The organism is Emticicia aquatilis (genome assembly GCF_014644295.1).
Classification (GTDB): Bacteria; Bacteroidota; Bacteroidia; order Cytophagales; family Spirosomataceae; genus Emticicia; species Emticicia aquatilis.
Map to the genome: position 1 here is coordinate 464,296 of NZ_BMKK01000006.1, position 19,550 is coordinate 483,845.

Annotated in this window: 15 protein-coding genes; 2 read left to right on the top strand and 13 right to left on the bottom strand. The window is 38.9% G+C overall.

Going from position 1 to position 19,550, the window contains the following annotated elements; all coding sequences use genetic code 11:
- Nucleotides 1-128: 128 nt before the first annotated feature.
- From nagB to ilvD, 13 genes are all read right to left on the bottom strand, one after another.
- Entirely contained in the window at nt 129-2,051 is a 1,923-nt protein-coding gene (gene nagB, locus IEX65_RS16985) for a glucosamine-6-phosphate deaminase (RefSeq protein WP_188767567.1), read from the bottom strand.
- Nucleotides 2,052-2,338: 287 nt separating this feature from the next.
- Nucleotides 2,339-3,145, bottom strand: a complete 807-nt coding sequence (locus IEX65_RS16990) for a phytanoyl-CoA dioxygenase family protein (RefSeq protein ID WP_229235524.1) — start codon at nt 3,143-3,145, stop codon at nt 2,339-2,341.
- A 79-nt stretch (nt 3,146-3,224) separates the two neighbouring features.
- The gene (locus tag IEX65_RS16995) at nt 3,225-4,157 is read right to left on the bottom strand and encodes a glycoside hydrolase family protein (protein WP_188767616.1); all 933 of its coding nucleotides are present in this window, start codon (nt 4,155-4,157) and stop codon (nt 3,225-3,227) included.
- 85 nt (nt 4,158-4,242) lie between these two features.
- The gene (locus IEX65_RS17000; RefSeq protein ID WP_188767569.1) at nt 4,243-5,127 is read right to left on the bottom strand and encodes a class I SAM-dependent methyltransferase; all 885 of its coding nucleotides are present in this window, start codon (nt 5,125-5,127) and stop codon (nt 4,243-4,245) included.
- 73 nt (nt 5,128-5,200) lie between these two features.
- Nucleotides 5,201-5,860, bottom strand: a complete 660-nt coding sequence (locus IEX65_RS17005) for an acetyltransferase (protein ID WP_188767571.1) — start codon at nt 5,858-5,860, stop codon at nt 5,201-5,203.
- Between the two features lie 65 nt (nt 5,861-5,925).
- On the bottom strand, nt 5,926-6,705 hold the full coding sequence (locus IEX65_RS17010) for a WbqC family protein (RefSeq protein ID WP_188767573.1): 780 nt from the start codon (nt 6,703-6,705) through the stop codon (nt 5,926-5,928).
- A gap of 16 nt (nt 6,706-6,721) precedes the next feature.
- Nucleotides 6,722-8,755 (bottom strand): hypothetical protein, encoded by a 2,034-nt coding sequence (locus tag IEX65_RS17015; RefSeq protein WP_188767575.1) that lies wholly within the window; start codon nt 8,753-8,755, stop codon nt 6,722-6,724.
- A gap of 72 nt (nt 8,756-8,827) precedes the next feature.
- On the bottom strand, nt 8,828-10,099 hold the full coding sequence (gene ilvA / locus IEX65_RS17020) for a threonine ammonia-lyase (RefSeq protein WP_188767577.1): 1,272 nt from the start codon (nt 10,097-10,099) through the stop codon (nt 8,828-8,830).
- Between the two features lie 130 nt (nt 10,100-10,229).
- Nucleotides 10,230-11,273, bottom strand: coding sequence for a ketol-acid reductoisomerase (ilvC, locus tag IEX65_RS17025; RefSeq protein WP_188767579.1), 1,044 nt, complete (start codon nt 11,271-11,273; stop codon nt 10,230-10,232).
- 68 nt (nt 11,274-11,341) lie between these two features.
- Nucleotides 11,342-11,881: an acetolactate synthase small subunit gene (gene ilvN / locus IEX65_RS17030; RefSeq protein ID WP_064197814.1), complete on the bottom strand. Its 540-nt coding sequence runs from the start codon at nt 11,879-11,881 to the stop codon at nt 11,342-11,344.
- Between the two features lie 9 nt (nt 11,882-11,890).
- Nucleotides 11,891-13,048: a hypothetical protein gene (locus IEX65_RS17035; protein ID WP_188767580.1), complete on the bottom strand. Its 1,158-nt coding sequence runs from the start codon at nt 13,046-13,048 to the stop codon at nt 11,891-11,893.
- Nucleotides 13,049-13,151: 103 nt separating this feature from the next.
- A complete protein-coding gene (gene ilvB / locus IEX65_RS17040) occupies nt 13,152-14,912 on the bottom strand; it encodes a biosynthetic-type acetolactate synthase large subunit (RefSeq protein WP_188767582.1) in 1,761 nt (586 codons plus the stop codon).
- A gap of 58 nt (nt 14,913-14,970) precedes the next feature.
- Nucleotides 14,971-16,647, bottom strand: coding sequence for a dihydroxy-acid dehydratase (gene ilvD / locus IEX65_RS17045; RefSeq protein ID WP_188767584.1), 1,677 nt, complete (start codon nt 16,645-16,647; stop codon nt 14,971-14,973).
- A 382-nt stretch (nt 16,648-17,029) separates the two neighbouring features.
- On the opposite strand from ilvD, the gene IEX65_RS17050 reads away from it, so the two are divergent.
- Together IEX65_RS17050 and IEX65_RS17055 are read left to right on the top strand one after the other, a co-directional pair.
- Nucleotides 17,030-17,872, top strand: a complete 843-nt coding sequence (locus IEX65_RS17050) for a fumarylacetoacetate hydrolase family protein (protein ID WP_188767587.1) — start codon at nt 17,030-17,032, stop codon at nt 17,870-17,872.
- A gap of 46 nt (nt 17,873-17,918) precedes the next feature.
- Nucleotides 17,919-19,481, top strand: coding sequence for an aldehyde dehydrogenase (NADP(+)) (locus IEX65_RS17055; protein ID WP_188767588.1), 1,563 nt, complete (start codon nt 17,919-17,921; stop codon nt 19,479-19,481).
- The last annotated feature ends 69 nt before the right edge of the window (nt 19,482-19,550 follow it).

The following is a 19,550-nucleotide window of genomic DNA, read 5'->3' on the forward strand; positions in this document are numbered from 1 at the left end:
ACAGACGACAGTCAACAGTAGTTAGAATAGTTTTTCCGTTATTCGTAAAATTAGTCTTTACTGTATCATAAGAAAATAGCCGATTGCACTCGCAATCGGCTATTTTCTTATCTTTATTATTTATTTTCTTAGAATTTCCATCTAACAAAAGCTTCCATAGCTTCGTATTCGGCCAAACCAAGTTTATTGTAAAGTTGAGCCGTTCCGCTATTACGCTCTTCGGCACGTTGCCAAAACTCACGAGCATCTGTTCCTTGGAACACCACACCATCTTTTTGTGATTGGTGCTTGAAGATACCCATACGTTTTTGTAGAACTTGGTCGGGCGACATCGGTACTGCCATTTCGATTTCGTGAATATCCCACTCTGCCCAAGCCCCACGGTACAACCAAACCCAACAATCTTTCATGAAGTTTTTGTGTTTAAGTTGCTCAACGGCCGCAAAAATAGCATCTAAACAAACCTTGTGAGTACCGTGTGGGTCAGCTAAGTCGCCAGCGGCATATACTTGATGAGGCTTGATTGACTCAATTAAATTAGCTACAATCGCAACATCATCTTCTCCCAATGGCTTTTTCTCGATACGTCCTGTTTCGTAGAAAGGCATATCCATGAAATGAACATTTTCTTCTGGAATACCTACAAAACGACAAGTAGCCTTCGCTTCTCCTCTACGAATTAAACCTTTTACGTATCTTACTGCATCGGTATCAACATCGCTATCTTTTTTATTCTTCAAAAATTCTTTTGCATCAGCAAAGAGTTTTTGTGTTTCTTTTCCTTCAATACCAAATTTCTCATTGAAATCAACTACGAAGTCAATGAAACGGATGGCTTCATCATCAGCAACGGCAATGTTTCCAGACGTCTGATAGCCAATATGCACATCGTGGCCTTGGTCAACCAAACGTTGGAATGTTCCACCCATTGAAATAATATCATCATCTGGATGTGGACTGAAAATAATTACACGTTTATTGGCTGGTAATGCTCTTTCTGGGCGGTTGGTATCATCAGCATTAGGTTTTCCACCTGGCCAGCCCGAAATACTATGTTGTAATTGATTAAATACATCAATATTTAGGTCATACGCTTGTCCGTGGCGAGCCAACAAATCACTTAGACCGTTATCGTTATAATCTTTGTTGGTCAATTTCAAGATTGGTTTATTAAGCGTAAGGGCCAAGTTCGTAACTGCCTTCTTAACCATCTTACTTGTCCACTCAACGTCTTCAACAACCCAAGGCGTACGCATACGAGTAAGCTCATGAGCAGCACGTTCGTCAATGACAAACATAGCATTTGGGTGAGTTTGTAAGTAAGAGGCTGGAATCGTCTCGGTCACACGCCCCTCAACTGCATCAGCAATTACTGGTGCTTTTCTTTCACCCCAAGCCAATAAAACTACTCTTTTAGCACTTAGGATTTTAGAAACCCCCATCGTGATGGCTTTCTTTGGTACTTTTACCAAACTTCCACCAAAATCAGAAGCAGCAGCCACACGAGTAGAGTGGTCGAGCATCATCAGACGAGTACGAGAATTTACTAACGAACCTGGCTCATTGAAACCAATGTGTCCGTTTGCACCGATACCCAATAATTGAAAATCTAAGCCACCAACGGCATCTATTTTACGCTCATATTCTTCACTAAAATCTTTTACTTTATTGAGCGGAACAGTTCCGTCAGGAATAAAGTAGTTTTCTTTTGGAATATCAACGTGGTCGAAGAGTTGCTCTTTCATGAAACGCACATAACTCTGCAACGAGTCTGGCTCCATTGGATAGTATTCGTCTAAGTTAAACGAAACTACATTTTTAAAGCTAAGACCCTCTTCACGGTGCATTCTGATTAACTCGGCATATACTGATTTAGGAGACGACCCTGTGGCTAAACCCAAAATACAATTGCGGTTTTGGCGTTGACGCTCTCTGATTAACTCAGCAATTTCAAGTGCTACCGCTTTAGAGGCATCTTTTGAGTCTTTGAAAATCTTGGTTGGAATCTTCTCGTAAGCAATAGGGTCAGTTGAAATAATCTGTTGCTCCATTATTGTCGTAGTTTTTGGTTTGATTCGCTAAAATAAAAATATTTCACAAAGGTAAAAATTATTTATTTTAGTACATCATAATTAAGGTTGAAAGATATAATATTTTATCATAATTTAATTTATTAAAAAATATTTTTTTAATAAAAATCTTATATGACAAACTATAACGGCGAAAATACACAAAAAGCGTATCAAATCAAGAAGTCCCATCTGAAATAATGGTTTTATTCTTAATTTGATACGCTTTGCTTTTATGTGGGGCGAACAAAATGTTCGCTCCACAAAATTTATGCGAAAACTTCTTCGAGTTGTTCTTTTTTCGGGAAGTCAGGAGTTACCAAGTTTTCTTCTGGTTTGTAGATATATGGCATCGGAAAACCTCTTTCTTTGAAGGTCGGCTCTGCCATATTATTATAACGTAACTGAATCGACCAACGAATGTTTTTAGTGATATTTTCACCCGAACGGTGAACTAAGAATGCCGAGAACACTAATAAATCACCCACTTCAAATTGAGTTTGTACATAGTCTTCTTCTGGAATAGCCTCTTGAATACTTCCTAAATAACCCGAAGTATCTGCTTTCAATAGACCGATTGTATGGCTCGCTGGTACTATTTGTAAAGCACCCAAATCGGCACCACAATCAACCATCGGAAACCACATTACGATACTATCAAGTGAACCTTGACCAGTTCTCCAGTCTTGGTGAGCACCCAATTTCCAGTGACTACCACCTTTTGATAAATATCGGCTGTTGAATTGCATCGCAGGACGAACACCAATCATCGGGAACTCATAACCTAAATCTTTCAACACATTGATGATTTTAGGGTCAGTACCGAGGTGATGCAACGAAATCAGGTGTTGTGCCTGCTTTCCTGTGTTTACAAAAGTTGTAAAATCAGCCTCGAATAAATCGAACATGGCTTGCTCGAAAGTATCACGGTCGTTGATGTCAACTTTTTTGCCCAAAACTCGTTCTATTTGCAGAGCAAAAAGACTACGTGCTTCGGTGTAAATTTTATTAATTTCTTCTTTTGAAAAGAAGTTTTTGATAATAATATATCCGTCTTTGTTGAATTGTTCTTTCATGGTAAACATTGCTTTATTACTGTGCAAATTTAGCCTTTGAGCCGCTCAGAAAAGAATGACATCGGTCAGCTATTTGTATTTATTTTTCTAAAACAGCGTAGGCAAAACCTGCTGCTCCGAAACCATTACCATTATATAACAAATATTTCTTGCCATTATGTTCATAGCAGTGAGCATAATTTATCATTTGGTAGTCAAAATCGGCTGGATTTTCTGATTTATGGATACCAACTAAATCATCTTTACGCTCCCATTTATAACCATCAATCGACTCAGCGTAGCCCAGACGATAACTTTGGTTACGGTCGGTGCGATAATCTCGGGTATGACGATAAGAGTAATACATCTTGAAAATACCATCTTCGTGAAATACACTCGGACGACCCACAGCATGTAGGAAATCATCAAAAGGAAGAGCAACGTCACCCGTTGGAGTCCAATTGATACCATCATCGGAAACTGCAACTCGACAATCATAGAAAGGCTCAGGATAATCGTGAATATACTCGCATTTTTGACCCGAAATATGCCACATCATCCATTTTCCATTAACAAACATCACCGAAGGTTGTGCAGCCCAAATTGGATTATGAATAGAGCGGTCCATGATTGGGCCACGGAACATTTTCTTGAAACTCAAGCCACCATCGGTACTTACGGCAAGTCCCATTGAGAGGCGGTATGAGTTGTGAGTTCTGTTCCAACCTGTATAATACAACCAGATATCTCCATTTGCTTGCGGTACGAACCACGAAGGCATTGCACCTGTTTCATCATACTCGCCAGGACCTCCTAAATCCAATACAAAAGTATCGTGGATGTAAAGAATCTTCGTTGGGTCGTCATAATCAACATCAATAAATGTTGGGCGAGAATACCCGTTATCATCTCTTGAAGAGAAATAAACCCTCAGAAAATCTTTGTGCTTGTACGCATAAGGTACTTGAGCATGCGAACGGCTATGCGATAAACTACCATCGGGTTTATAGACAAGGCCTTTCTTTTGCCACACGCCCCCAGTTTTAACTAATTCTTTATTATCTATATTACTCATTATTTTCGGTATAATTAACACCTCCACCTTTTGGGGTTGTGGGTTACTTTTTCTTACGATTTCTCTCTGCTCTGATTTTCCAGTTATCTTTAAAATCTTTGTTTGGAATTTGAAGATTTACATTTACCGTTGGAGCTTTTTTAGTTTTCTTAAAGTCAAGCACGTAGTAGCCATTACCGAAAATCCATTGGAGTTTTACGTCTTTGATGTTTTTCGGCAAATCTTGCATTGGAACTAAATCAGCAAACATTGGATTAGCATCCATCAAGATTTGATAGGTTTTTTGGTCACGAAGCCACGCACCTACGCTTTCATCACCAACAACTACTCTTCCGCCTACTTTTACTACACGGTTGAATTCTTCAAATGCTTTCGCTCTTTCTGAGAAAGTATTGATTCCTCCGAAATGAAAAAGTGCATCGAATGAATTATCTTCAAATGGCAGATAAGAGCCATTTCCAATGAAATAATCAATCGTAACGTCTTTTTTATCAGCAAACTTTTCTTTTGCGTGGCTCAACATGGCTGGAGATAAATCAGACAAAACTGCGTGTCCACCTGGGGTGATTTTATCAATAATAAAAGCTGAATCTTTACCAGTTCCTGCCCCAACTTCAAGGACTTTCATCCCTGGCTTTAGTTTCAATAAGCTAATCATTTGCTTACGAGTAGCAGCTTCATTGGCATGGAGTGATTCAAAAACCCATGAAACCCCACGGTCATAGCGAGCGTGAGCGTCATTGTAGGCTACTTGTTCTTTGCGGTCTTGCTCGAAAAGCTCTCTTGGGTAAACCAAATCAACGATGTCGTTTACGTCGTAGCTTACGGGTTCTTCGGTTGAAGTATTATTGAGGGTTTTGCCATCGGCCGATAAAACAAGCTTTGTATGTGTTTTTGGGCAAATCAGTTGGTCAAAAAATTGATTCATTATCAGAAATATTCAAAGATTAAGGCCCAAAGTTCGAGTTTTTGAGCGGTTTTTAAAAGCTATCTACATTTTATTATAAATTAATGTCTTTGCTCGACACTTCAGATTTGATGGCTGGATTACCTTTCCAAATGCTCCAAGAGTCAGTTTTGGCTTTGGTTACGTTTGCCCCCATTGCTACGAGTGTACCTTCGCCAAGCGTACAGCCGTCTCTAATCGTTGCGTTTACACCAAAAAATGAGTATTCGCCAACTACGCAACGACCCGATAAAACTACGTGAGAAGTAAAGTAAACGTGGTCTTTGATTTCGCTGTGATGCCCGATGTGGTTACCACTCCAAAGTACAACATCGTTTCCGATTTTTACGAATGGTTGAATCGTATTATCTTCCAAAATAAAACAATTTTCGCCGATTTGGTCGGTCAAAACTGTAGCTTTTGAACTAATATATGAAATAAAAGAATAACCTTTTTCTTTGGCTTCACCATAAACTTTTGCACGAATCATATTCATTTTACGCTCGCTCAAAGGGGCAAAGAATTTGTAGTCGGCAGGTGGATAAAGGGTAGTTACGTCTTCAAATGGCACAACTGGCAAATTGCAGAAAGTATCTTCTTTGATATATTCTTTATTGACAGTAAATGCTACGATTTCGTGTTCTGAATCATTTGTGAGATAATAATGGGCTAATTCTGCCACCAGTTCCGTACCGAAAACTACTACTTTTGCCATTTCTATTTTTAGTTTTTAGAATTTAAAACACTACTTTGGACTGTCGCCTGTGGTCTATCGACTTATCAGACTAATTCAAATTTATCTAAATGTTCGTTGAGTTCTTCGACGGAGCAAAACATCAGTAAGTCGATGATTGAAAGCCACGGCACAAAAGATGCTCCGTCTTTATTAAATTGCTTGTATTGAATGGGCTTTGCTTTGATAAAATTAAGTAAGATTTCGCTATCCGCAAAAAGTTGTTTGTCGTAGATGGCCATTCCACCAATTGGATTGATGTAGTGATTAGCTTTTTCTTGCAAACAAATATCCAAAATTCGGCCTTGAGCTTTTAGGTCTTGGTTGTTATAAATCGTTGAACTTTCTACGATTTCGGTCTTTATGCCTAAATATTTGCAAGTTTCTTTTAAACTTGAGGTTGCCAACTCTGCAATAGATACAACAGGCAAGCTGAAAACGTGCTCTACTATCTCGAAACCTTCTTTATAAAACGGTGCTTTTTTGTAAGATTGCTCAATAGTCTTTAAAAACTTTTTACTCCAAGCCGCCAAATTATCTACCTCAATATCTCTAATTAGTCGGTTTTGACTTGCTCCAACTAATGGAATCGTAAACATGGAGGCTTTGCCATTCACTAAAATGTTATTTCTGTTTATCCACCCTTTATTGATAAACGCTACGTCATCGTACACCACAAATTTATTAACTGCTTTAATGAGTTGAAAATAGCCGATGTATGGAAAAACATAGGGCTGCATGATGCCAAGTACAAGCCCCGCTGACCCATCGGATTGCCCTAAAGGGGAGTTAATATTAATTCTATTTTTGACTATATCTTTTATCATTGTATTTGCCCCCTCTTTAGGGATTAGGGGTTAACTTTCTTAAATAAAACTCACTATCATTGACAGTTGTATGCGATTTGTTACTAATAGAGTTGAGCTGAATATCACCTGATTGATAAGGAATAACCCCTTTTGAATAAAATAAATACTGTGCTTCGGCAGGAATTGGTTTTACTGCACTTCTGAATGGATGAATTGGAATAAGTTTTCTTTTGAATTCTTCGCCCCAAAGTGGGTATTCAAAGTCTTCATGCTCTTGTTGAGTTCCAAGGGCTACGATTGCATCTTTTGGTACGAGTGCGTCGAATTTCTTATAGGCTTCATAAATATTTGGCCGACCTATGGTAATCTGTTCTAAACGATTTGAATTGAATATATTTTTAGCTTCAAAAACAGGATGAATACGTAGATAGAGAATTGTCGGTATTGCCGAAATAACAATAAAAAAGCTAATAATTATAAGAAAAACCTTATTAAAAGTAGATTTTTTTTGTAGCCATGATAAACTAACCAAAGAAAGCATTGGCATACACCAAACAGCCATATTTAGAAAATAACGAGCCTTGATGGGGTCGTAAGGTGCTGAATAACACAGTGACAAAAAGTGTAGTGTCGCTGCAAAAGCAAGTACTGAAAGGCTTTTTTCAACGCTACTTAATTTCTTAAAACTTCGTAAAACTTTCCAACCTAAAACGACCATGATTGGCAATATCAGACCAAAGCCAATAAATCCCCAAAAAGGTCTTTCGAGATAAAATCTTACTGGATGTTCAAATGAAAAATACGAAACAACAGTAAAGTGTTCGCCTTCGAGGTTTAACTTTCCTAAGACTTTATTTGGCCAACATCGCACAATATCATTTAGCTTTTTGCCGAAAGGAGAACTCCTAAGTCCATCCATGTTCAAAAAATCAGAAGAATATCTTCCAATATTGAAGGCTAAATTTTTGATTTTTTCTTTACCTGTATAATGTTCAACACCGTGCCATTGCATCACCATTTCGGGAGCAGAGAGGCTTCCGAGGCTAAATTTCTTCGATTCTTTTATATTACCGATATAACCAGTTGGTAAGGCATAAATGCCAATTGCGGCTATAAATGCCACAATAAATAGCTTGATGTGCTGGTAGAACTGCTTTTTCAGCAACACCGTGTGAAATGCCACAACTACTGCCGCAGGAGCAATAAGCAAGAAGGTAACTTTATGACCAATCCAGATACCTGCTATCAGTGCAATGAGCGAAACATTGAGGCGAGATGGGTTGGCTTTAAACGAAAACATGAAGTATGTTAAACAACCTAAATAGGCTGACAAAACGATATCGGTTTCGGTAGTTGTTGCTTGTACTAAAGCCGTTGGAAGTAAAGCTGTAAGCACAAAAACGAGCAGAGATGCTGCTTTATTTTGGGTTATTCTGAAAGCTATCCCGTAAGCTGAAATAGCAAACATCCAATATGATAAATAATGGATTACTTTAAAACCTTGTTCGCCAAAAAGATGAAAGCCAAACATCTGTAAAGTTGGTAACGAATTTGGGTAAAAATCAATTGTCCAAGTAGTACCTTGTAGGCGATTCATGTTGCCATTTTGGAGGTATAAAGCACATTTTACCAAATGCCCTGTCATGCTATCCCATTCGTTGGGATAAGTCAAGAAAAACATTCCTAAGTTTAAAATACTTACAATCAGTAAGCCAGTTCCTAAGATTCCAAATACTGATTTCCCTAAAAAACTTTGTTTTTGCCAAATATCAAATAGGTTTTTGGGAAGTGTTTTAAGTGAATTTATAAGCGAATATTGGAGATTTTCGGAGATTTTCGTGAAAAAGAAATAAAACAAAAAAGCTAAAACGTTTACGCCAATACCCCACGATACAGCATGGCTTATCTGATTGAGTTCAGACAGAAGGAAGCCTGTTGGAATAATACAAGAAACCAATCCAACAAAAAACTTGATTAGATAATCATTGAGGCTTTCAGAAATATACGAAGTATTCCGATGAATTTGCCAAAGAAAAACAAGAAATAATGCTATAAAAAGTAGATACATTGAATCAGAATAAGGGCTTTCACGGTGCAAAGATAATGAAAGCCCTTCTTTTATTATGCTTTTTGGAATAAACTATATCAAAAACTCGAAAATTTCGGGTTTGTCATTGATATATTCAAACTGAACGTTGTTCTCTTTCATGCGTTCAATAAGCGGCTGAAAGTCAGATTGTTGTTTCAATTCGATACCAACTAATGCTGGTCCACGTTCACGAGCGGTTTTCTTGGAATATTCAAAAAATACAATATTATCGGTCGGACTTAGTACATCATTCAAGAAAGTCTTGAAAGCCCCAGCACGTTGTGGAAAGCGAATAATGAAGTAATGTTTTAACCCTTCATAAAGTAGCGAACGCTCTTTTATCTCTTCGGTTCGAGTAATGTCATTATTTCCTCCACCGATGATACAGACCACATTTTTTCCTTTTATTTCATCTTTTATAAAGTCGAGAGCTGAAACCGATAAAGCCCCTGCTGGCTCGGCTACGATGGCTTCTTCGTTATAAAGTTGAAGAATCGTGGAGCAAACTTTTCCTTCGGGAATGAGCAAAATTTCATGATTGAGATTTTGTTTACACACTTGAAAAGTCAAATCTCCTGCACGTTTTACGGCCGCTCCATCTACAAATTTATCGATTTCTTCGAGCGTAACCACTTGGTCTTGTTCTAAGGCTGTTTTCATAGTTGGCGAGCCAAGTGGTTCTACAGCAACAAGTTTTGTTTTGGGCGAAAGTTGTTTAAAAACCGTCGAAACTCCCGAAGCTAACCCACCACCACCGATAGCAAAAACCAAATAATCAATTTTGAAATTAGAGTCTTTGAAGATTTCCAAGCCTACTGTTCCTTGTCCTTCCATTACCTGCAAGTCATCGAACGGATGCACGAAAGTGGCGTTTTGCTCTTCACAATATTTTTTTGCGGCATAATAAGCATCGTCGTAAGTATCACCAACGAGTTCGATTTTTACAAACTCTTTCCCAAACATACCAACTTGCTTGATTTTCTGAGCAGGCGTAGTTGTGGGCATAAAGATTGTGCCTTTTACCTGCAATTTCCTACACGCATAGGCAAGCCCCTGTGCGTGATTGCCCGCACTGGCACACACTACCCCCTTTTCAAGTTGTTCTTTCGGTAGAGCAGCCATTTTATTATAAGCTCCTCTGATTTTGTAAGAACGAACCACCTGCAAATCTTCACGCTTGAGGTAAATGTTTGCCTCATAACGCTCCGAAAGATTCAGATTGTGCATCAATGGCGTATGAACCGCCACACCTTGCAGACGCTCGGCAGCGAGATAGATATTGTCTAAATCAGGAAATATGATTTCTGACTTTATTTTGGTCATGCGATGAAGGCTTATTTTATGAAATTCAAATATACAAAAAGCACAGAGATTTTGCCCCTGTGCTTTCTGTATATTTATGAAATGCTTCCAAAGGAAGGCTTCGCTCAAAGCGAAGCCTTCCTTACAAAAATTAGTTTCTTTCTGGACGTAAGCTACGAACAGTTTTACCTGCTTGCCACATTTCCGACTCACGAAGTTCAGCTAATTCAACTTCCAATTTCTCACGGTAATCTGGCTCAGAGTTACGAGTGATTGACTGAGTAGCTTCTTTTTGTGATTTCACACTTTGATACAATTTCTTGAAAACAGGTTTTGTAGCATCGTGGAAAGGTTTCCACCAGTCTAACGCACCACGTTGAGCAGTTGTAGAGCAGTTGGCATACATCCAATCCATTCCGTTTTCTGCAACTAATGGCATCAATGACTGAGTTAATTCTTCAACAGTTTCGTTGAAAGCTTCTGATGGAGAGTGACCATTTTCACGCAATACTTCGTATTGAGCAGCGAAAATACCTTGGATAGCACCCATCAAAGTTCCACGCTCACCAGTAAGGTCAGATGTTACTTCACGGTAGAAATCTGTTTCAAACAAATAACCAGAACCTACACCGATACCCATTGCGATGGCCGTTTCACGAGCGTGACCCGAAGCATCTTGGTAAACAGCGAAAGATGAGTTAAGACCCTTTCCTTCAACGAATAAACGACGAAGTGAAGTACCCGAACCTTTTGGAGCTACCAAAACTACGTCAACATTCTTAGGTGGTTTGATACCAGTTTTTTTGCTATAAGTGATACCGAAACCGTGAGAGAAATATAAAGTTTTACCTTTTTTGAGGTATTGTTTCACTGTTGGCCACAAGGCAATTTGAGCTGCATCTGACAAAAGGAAACAGATGATTGTACCTTTTTTCAATGCGTCTTCGATGCTGAAAAGAGTTTTACCTGGAACCCAACCATCAGCAACGGCTTTGTCGTAAGTTTTACCAGGGCGTTGTCCAACGATTACGTTGAAACCATTGTCACGCATGTTCATTGCTTGACCTGGGCCTTGTACACCGTAGCCAATTACTGCAATAGTTTGTTTTTTCAAGAACTCTCTTGATTTTTCGAGAGGGTACTCTTCACGGGTTACTACTTCTTCTTCAACACCGCCGAAATTTAATTTTGCCATTTTTATTGAATTTGTTTTATTGAATGCGACAACTAAAATTTATTTTTATGCTTTTTTAATCGACAAATTTACAAATAATACTCCCATTCGGTAATTTCTTCTGGTAAATATTCGATTAGTCCTTGAGGGGTTTTACCTACTGCCACTCTGCCCGAACGAACGAATTCGATGATTCCGTGGGGTTTTATATACCTGAAGAAATCAAAAATTTCAGTTTCAGTACCTGTTTTTTCGATGACTACGTAGTCGAGTCCCCAATAAACTACCCATGCTTTATAAACCTTATTGATGGTTTCTACATCAACAGATTTGCCATTGAGTGGAGTAGAAATCTTGAAAAGAGCGATTTCGTTATAAACAATGTCTTCGTTGAGATAGCCAAACACAGCTAAAACTTCGATGATTTTACGAATCTGGCGTACGAGTTTTTCTACTTCCTCACGTTTTTCGTGTTTGATAACGATAGTGAAACGAGAAATACCCTTACGCTCAGTTTCCGAAACCGTCAAAGATTCGATGTTGATTCTGCGACGGGTAAATATGATTGTGATTTTGTTGAGTAATCCGATGCTATTTTCGGTAAATACGCAAATAGTGTATGTTGTCATTTGCTTTCTTTAATAGAAACTTGGACTGATAATATTGATTATTGCTAAAAAGGCTAAAAAATATCTTAGCTCTTTTTCTGAAAAATTATCCTTAAAAAGTCGAATAAAAATCACAAATATTAAGCCGCCGTACGACATCGTTCGCATCGTATCAAGTGTCATAAATGTGACTACCATTGTAATAATAAAACTAATCAATATCAGACCTAAAGCGATATAGTTTTGCTTCTTATATAATAAATAAAACCCTAAAATTGGTAATATTACAAATGCCTCATAACCCCTCCAAATAGAAGAATTGAACCAACCAAACATTTCCTTCATTACAACAAATCCCGTTGCAGAACCTTCTTCTAAGGGAATTTCAAGATGATACAATGACATTATCGTGAATCTTCCTACCAAATAAACTACCCAAGAAGCCACTAACGCCCAAAGTTGTTTGTTTTGGAGGGCTTTCTTGAAATCAAAAGTATAACTTTCGATAAATAGCCACCAAAGAAATACATAACTTGAATTAATAAGTCCTCGCTCATCTGTCCAAAAGGCAATTTGAGTGAATAAGAATATCAACAGAGGGTTTCTGGTATAAATAGCCAGCGTAATTAAACAAAACACCCAACTATCTGTAAAACCAGTTACATCGTACAAAAAACCATTACCATAATAGATTCCGCAAGCCCCTAAAGCAAAATAAAAAGCGTTTAATCTACTTCGAGTCAAAGAATATATTAAAGAAATTAGAGCAAAGATTTGAGCAAAGCCCAATAGCCATTGTACGCCAAAAAGTCCAAAAGTATTTAAACCTGTTATACGAGCCAACATCGGCACTGCCAAGCGATAAACCATGTTGCACTCATGGTATTGATAGCCTATATTGCGTTTTTTAAGTGGCTCTTTGGCTAAATCTTGAAAAAAATACCAATAATACCAATTATAGCCTTGCTTAACTAATTCAGTATGCGAAACCCCCTTTGCGTGTAAATAAAAGCCTTTGTAACGTTGATAAAATGGGGTTGTGTTTAAAAGTATATAAAAAGTAATCGTAATTCCGACTGTTAAAAACAAAGCCTTCCATTTCCAAAAGCTGCCCGATAAGATATATTTCTCTATGTTTTTTTCAATTGAACTGATAATCGTATCGAACGATATGGTATTTTCCTTCATATTTTCTTGTTGACAGTGTATAATTTTGCAAAATAAGAAGGCAAATTATTTAAGATGTTTGACTAAAACAATTAATTTTTATGCCAAGTAGTCCAAAAATGCCTTATTCGAGTCGAATCTCACTCACGCTCGTTCCTGCAGGAACCATTGGGAACACGTTTTCTTCTTTTTCTACGATAACTTCGAGTAAGTAGGCTTTTTTAGAATCCAACATTTTATCCAATGAATCGCTTAGATTTTCTCTTTCCGAACAAGTGTGTCCGTCAATTCCGAAACCACGAGCAATTGTAATAAAATCTGGATTTTGTAATTCTACGAATGAGTAGCGGTTATCAAAAAATAATTGTTGCCACTGACGCACCATTCCTAAGAAATTATTATTCAAGATAATCATCTTTACGGCCAAGCCACTTTGGGCAATTGTTCCGAGTTCTTGAATGGTCATTTGGAAGCAACCATCACCGATGATTCCGACCACTTCACGGTCTGGAGCTCCGACTTTCGCACCAAACGATGCAGGAATTGCAAAGCCCATAGTTCCGAGTCCGCCAGAAGCAATGTATGAGTTTGGTTTACGGAATTGGTAATAGCGTGCCGTAACCATTTGGTGCTGACCAACGTCAACTACGATACAAGCCTCACCATTAGTTTTATCCGAAAGTAAAGCTACCACTTCTGCCATTTTGATTTTGCCTTCTTGGCTTAAATCACGAAGTGTCACTTTATCGTATTCCTTTACATCAAGTTTACGGAATTCGTTTTTCCAGCCAGTAAAATCACCTTTTTTCACCAAAGGCATGAGCATTTTTAGGGCTTCTTTGGCATCTCCGATTACTGGAGCTTCGGCTTTTTTGATTTTATCAACTTCTGAAGGGTCAATTTCTATATGAACAATGCGAGCTTGTGGAGCAAATTTGGTAGAATCTCCCGTCACACGGTCGTCGAAACGCATACCAACTGCAATCAAAACATCGCACTCGTCAGTCATTACGTTTGGAGCATACATTCCGTGCATACCCAACCAACCCATGTAATTTGGGTGATTATTTGGCATTGCCGAAAGCCCAAGTAATGTACTTGCACAAGGAATATCCGTTTTTTCAACAAAATCAAGCAATTCTTGAACGGCATCAGCAATCAAAACTCCGTGTCCGAATAAAATATAAGGACGTTTTGCTTTATTGATAAGCTCTGCTGCTTTTTCTATTTGGTCTTGTTTTGGCACAATACGTGGGCTGTAACTTACCATTTTTTCTACTTTTTTATAGACAAATGGTTTCGTCATTTTTGCCGCTTGAGCATCACGAGCAAAATCAATCACTACTGGGCCTGGCTTTCCTGACTTAGCAATAAAGAAAGCCTTTGCCATGATTTCTGGCACTTCGTTGGGGTCGGTAATCTGATAATTCCACTTACAAACTGGCGTCGTTACACCAATCATATCGGTTTCTTGGAAAGCATCAGTTCCTAATAAATTTGATTTTACTTGACCGACAATACAAACTAAAGGTGTACAATCAATGATTGCATCGGCAATTGGCGTGATAAGGTTCGTACCACCAGGGCCAGAGGTTACCAAACAAACACCTGTGCGTCCACTCACACGAGCATAGCCCTGTGCCGCATGACCTGCACCTTGTTCGTGGCGAACCAAAGTGTGTTTTATTCTATCTATATAATCATAAAGGGCATCGTAAGTAGGCATAATTGCCCCACCTGGATAACCAAAAATATTATCTACACTTTCAGCCAGCAAACACTCCATCATGGCTTGAGCTCCCGAAAGAAAAGTTTGACCTTCTTTCTCTTGAGTGGGTGCTACAAGTGTTTCTTGCTTTAATTCGATTTCGAGTAAATTTCCCATATCGTCTGAGATATTTTAGGATGAAGTTTTTTATTTGGTTTGCTGTACTCCGTATTTCTTACAAGTCCGTTACACAACCTTCGCTGGCCGAACTTACGTTTTTGATATATTTACGAAGTACGCCTCTTGTGTGTTCTGATGGAATTTGTTTCCATGCAGCTTTACGTTGGGCAAGTTCTTCGTCTGAAACGTGCAGAATCAATTTATTATCAACGGCATCAATCGTGATTTTATCGCCATCTTTTACCAAAGCGATTGTGCCACCCTCAAAAGCCTCTGGTGTGATATGTCCAACTACAAAACCGTGTGTACCACCCGAAAAACGTCCATCAGTAATCATCGCTACACTATTTCCGAGACCTGCACCCATAACAGCTGAAGTTGGTTTAAGCATTTCTGGCATTCCTGGGCCACCTTTAGGGCCTTCGTTACGAATGACAATTACGTGACCCGCCTTGATTTCTCCTTTTTCTAAGTATTCGATTACTTCTTCTTCACGCTCACAAACTTTGGCAATTCCCTCAAATCTTTCTCCCTCTTTTCCTGTGATTTTTGCCACTGCTCCGCCTTCAGCCAGATTTCCATAAAGAATCTGTAAGTGACCAGTTGGCTTGATTGGAGACTCTATTGGTTGAATAATTTTTTGTGATTCAAAATCTAAATCTGGTACGTCCTCTAAGTTTTCAGCAATTGTTTTGCCTGTAATAGTCATACAATCGCCGTGAATGAAGCCTTTTTTGAGCAAATATTTCATCAAAGCAGGCACACCGCCGATTGCGAGCATATCTTCCATGTAATATTTCCCCGATGGTTTCAAATCGGCAATTAATGGCGTACGGTCTGAAATATCTTGAATATCTTTTAGCGTAAAATCTACACCTGCTGCACTTGCAATGGCCAAATAGTGAAGAACTGCATTCGTTGAACCTCCCATAACCATTACCATCGTCATAGCGTTTTCAAATGCCTTACGAGTCATGATGTCACGTGGACAAATGTTTTTCTCCAACATATTCTTCATGGCAGCACCGATTGCTATACACTCGGCTTTTTTGCCTTCGTGTGTTGCTGGGTAGCTTGAAGAGTTAGGTAAAGTTAAGCCCATTGCCTCCATCGACGATGCCATTGTGTTGGCAGTGTACATACCACCACATGCACCCGCTCCTGGGATGGCATTTTTTATAACTCCTTCGTAGTCTTCGTCTGAGATTGTGCCAGCAAATTTTTGTCCTAATGCTTCAAAAGCAGACACTATATCAAGTTTTTTGCCTTTATACAATCCAGTACGAATCGTTCCACCATAAACCAACATTGCTGGGCGATTCAAACGAGCAATCGCCATCATTGCCCCAGGCATATTTTTATCACAACCAACTACCGCAATTACGCCATCGTACCATTGAGCAGCTACAATATCTTCAATCGAATCGGCGATAATATCACGGCTTGGTAATGAATAACTCATACCATTATTGCCGTTTGTCATACCATCCGAAACCCCGATTGTATGAAAAATTAAGCCCACCATTCCGTTTTCTTGGATACCTTTTTTCACGTGAACAGACAAGCCGTTGAGGTGCATATTACAGGTATTTCCTTCATAACCAGTACTTGCGATACCGATTTGAGCTTTCTGCATGTCTTCTTCTGTCAAGCCAATACCATAAAGCATAGCTTTGGCAGCAGGGTTATGAACTTCTTGCGTAAGGGTGCGGCTGAATTTATTTAATTCCATATTTTCGAGTTAAAACTTTATTGAATAGTTATAAATACTCATTTGATAGTGAAAAAGCCTTCTTCACTCGGTGTGAAGAAGGCTTTTGTTGTTCATAGCAAACCCTTCTCCACTCTTTTCAGACGAGTAGAAGAATAATTGGGATGACAAGAACAGTGTTATTTTTCATTATAAAATATTCTCTTATTGCGAATATTCGCTAAATGCGAACAGTTTCTATGACAAAGAAATTTACTTTCGTTTATATTTCCAAACTTTTTTTGAAAAATTTGGTTGTCATTCATTTTCTAAATCGGTTTTTAGAAAAAAGTAGTCAGAAAAAGACACCGAATATGCTTCTTTTTGATTAATATTGAACTCTAATTATTGCACATTCAACCTCATGAAAATCTATAAAACTGTACAGGGGTTCGTTATCGAACATAATGGTCAATACTACATCTCTCGACACACAGATTGGGATTTATTTATTAATCGTGAAGATTTGTTTTTTGAGTTACAGCGAGAAATCCAATTATTACCTGCCGCTGCCGAATATAAATCTTTGATAGATAATGGATTACAAGCACCAATTCAGTCGCAAGAGGTTTGGGCTTCGGGCGTTACGTATTTGCGTAGCCGTAATGCACGCATGGAAGAATCGAAAGTGGCGGGTGGCGATAATTTTTATGATAGAGTGTATGATGCCGAACGTCCAGAATTATTTTTTAAATCAGCACCACAACGTGTAGTGGGGTCTGGGCAAGCCGTAAGAATCAGAAAAGACTCAAAATGGAATGTGCCAGAGCCAGAACTTACGTTATTTATCAATTCAAAAGGTCAGATTTCGGGCTATACCGTTGGCAACGACATGAGTTCGAGAGATATAGAAGGAGAAAATCCTCTTTATCTGCCGCAAGCAAAATCTTATGATAAAAGTGCTGCAATTGGGCCATGTATTGCAATTTTCGATAAACCGATAGACTCCGATACGAAGATAAGTCTCGAAATATCTCGCTATGATATTCCACTCTTTACTGATTCTATCGAAATCAATCGTATGAAACGCAAACATACCGATTTGGTAGAATATCTATTCCGTGAGATGTCGTTCCCACAAGGTTGTTTCCTAATGACAGGTACAGGCATTGTTCCGCACGATGACTTTACGCTCGAAGTAGGCGATGTGGTAAGAATAACTATTGAAGGCATCGGTACACTCGTTAATACCATTGAAATGAAGTAAATAACGCTTTTATTCTCTTTTTTTAACTCATTATTAGCCCCTTTAAATGCAACTTACAGGAAGAAACATTATTGGATTTGAAACTTTTTCGGAAGGAACAGTAGCCATTCAAGCCATTAATCCCGCCAATGGCGAAACTCTCGCTCCATTATTTTATAAAGCAACAATTGAGGAATTAGACCTTGCTGCCGAAAAAGCAGAAAAGGCTTTTCAAATTTATAGAAAACAATCAGGCAAACAAAAAGCCGAGTTTTTGGAGAAAATTGCCGAAGAAATAGAAAACTTAGGCGATGCACTCATTGAAAGATATATTGCCGAATCTGGTCTTCCACAAGGACGAGCAATGGGCGAGCGTGGACGTACAACTGGTCAGCTACGTTTATTTGCTCAATTACTAAAAGACGGCTCTTGGGTAAATGCTCGAATAGATACTGCTTTGCCTGACCGCCAGCCATTGCCACGCCCAGATATTCGTTCTGTTGAGCGTCCGCTTGGAGTTGTGGGTGTTTTTGGTGCAAGTAATTTCCCTTTGGCATTTTCGGTAGCGGGTGGAGATACTGCCTCAGCACTGGCAGCTGGTTGCCCAGTTATATTTAAGGCTCACCCTGCTCATTTAGGGACATCAGAACTGGTTGGAAAAGCTATTCAAAAAGCTGCTGAAGCAACTAATATGCCCGACGGAGTTTTCTCATTATTGTTTGATGATGGTCACGAAATAGGTTTGGCCTTAGTAAAGCACCCAAGCATCAAGGCTGTCGGTTTTACGGGTTCTTATAAAGGGGGAAAAGCTCTTTATGATGCCGCTGCCGCTCGCCCTGAGCCAATTCCTGTTTATGCCGAAATGGGAAGTGTAAACCCTGTTTTTGTTCTTCCTCGTATTCTCGAATCTAATGGTGCTACACTTGCACAGAACTTTGTGGGTTCGGTTACTTTAGGCGTTGGGCAGTTTTGTACAAATCCAGGGATGCTTTTATTGCAAAAAAATGAAGCATTTATTGCTGCTCTCGAACAACACGCCAACACCAGTACAGGTGGCGTAATGCTCACAACGGGCATACGGGATGCGTATGTAAAAGGCATTGAAAATACTAAAAATTATACGAAAATAATAGGAGTAGGAAAAGCACCCGAAGGTTTTACTGCCGTAGAGCCTATCATTTTCCATACTTCGATTGAAGATTTTACGCAAAATCCTCATTTGTCCGAAGAGATATTTGGACCAACAAGTTTGGTTGTAGAAGCAAATACAAAAGATGAATTGTTAGCAGCAGCTCAAAGTTTAACGGGACATTTAACAGCAACCGTTCACGGAACGCCCGAAGATTTGGCTGAGTATGCCGATTTGATTGAGATTTTGGAGCAGAAAGTTGGTAGAATTTTGATTAATGGTTTCCCGACAGGCGTTGAGGTTTCGCACGCAATGGTACACGGAGGGCCTTTCCCTGCCACAACTGATTCGAGAAGTACCTCGGTTGGAACGATGGCCATTACTCGTTTTACTCGACCAGTTTGTTATCAGAACTTCCCTGATAGCTTATTAGTTGATGAACTGAAGGCGGATAATCCGCTGAATATATGGAGATTGGTTGACGGAGAACTTAAAAAATAATATTGTCACGTCCTAAAAAAGCGATACAAGATTTAAAAGGTTAAAATTACTTTTTTCTAAATAGTAGTA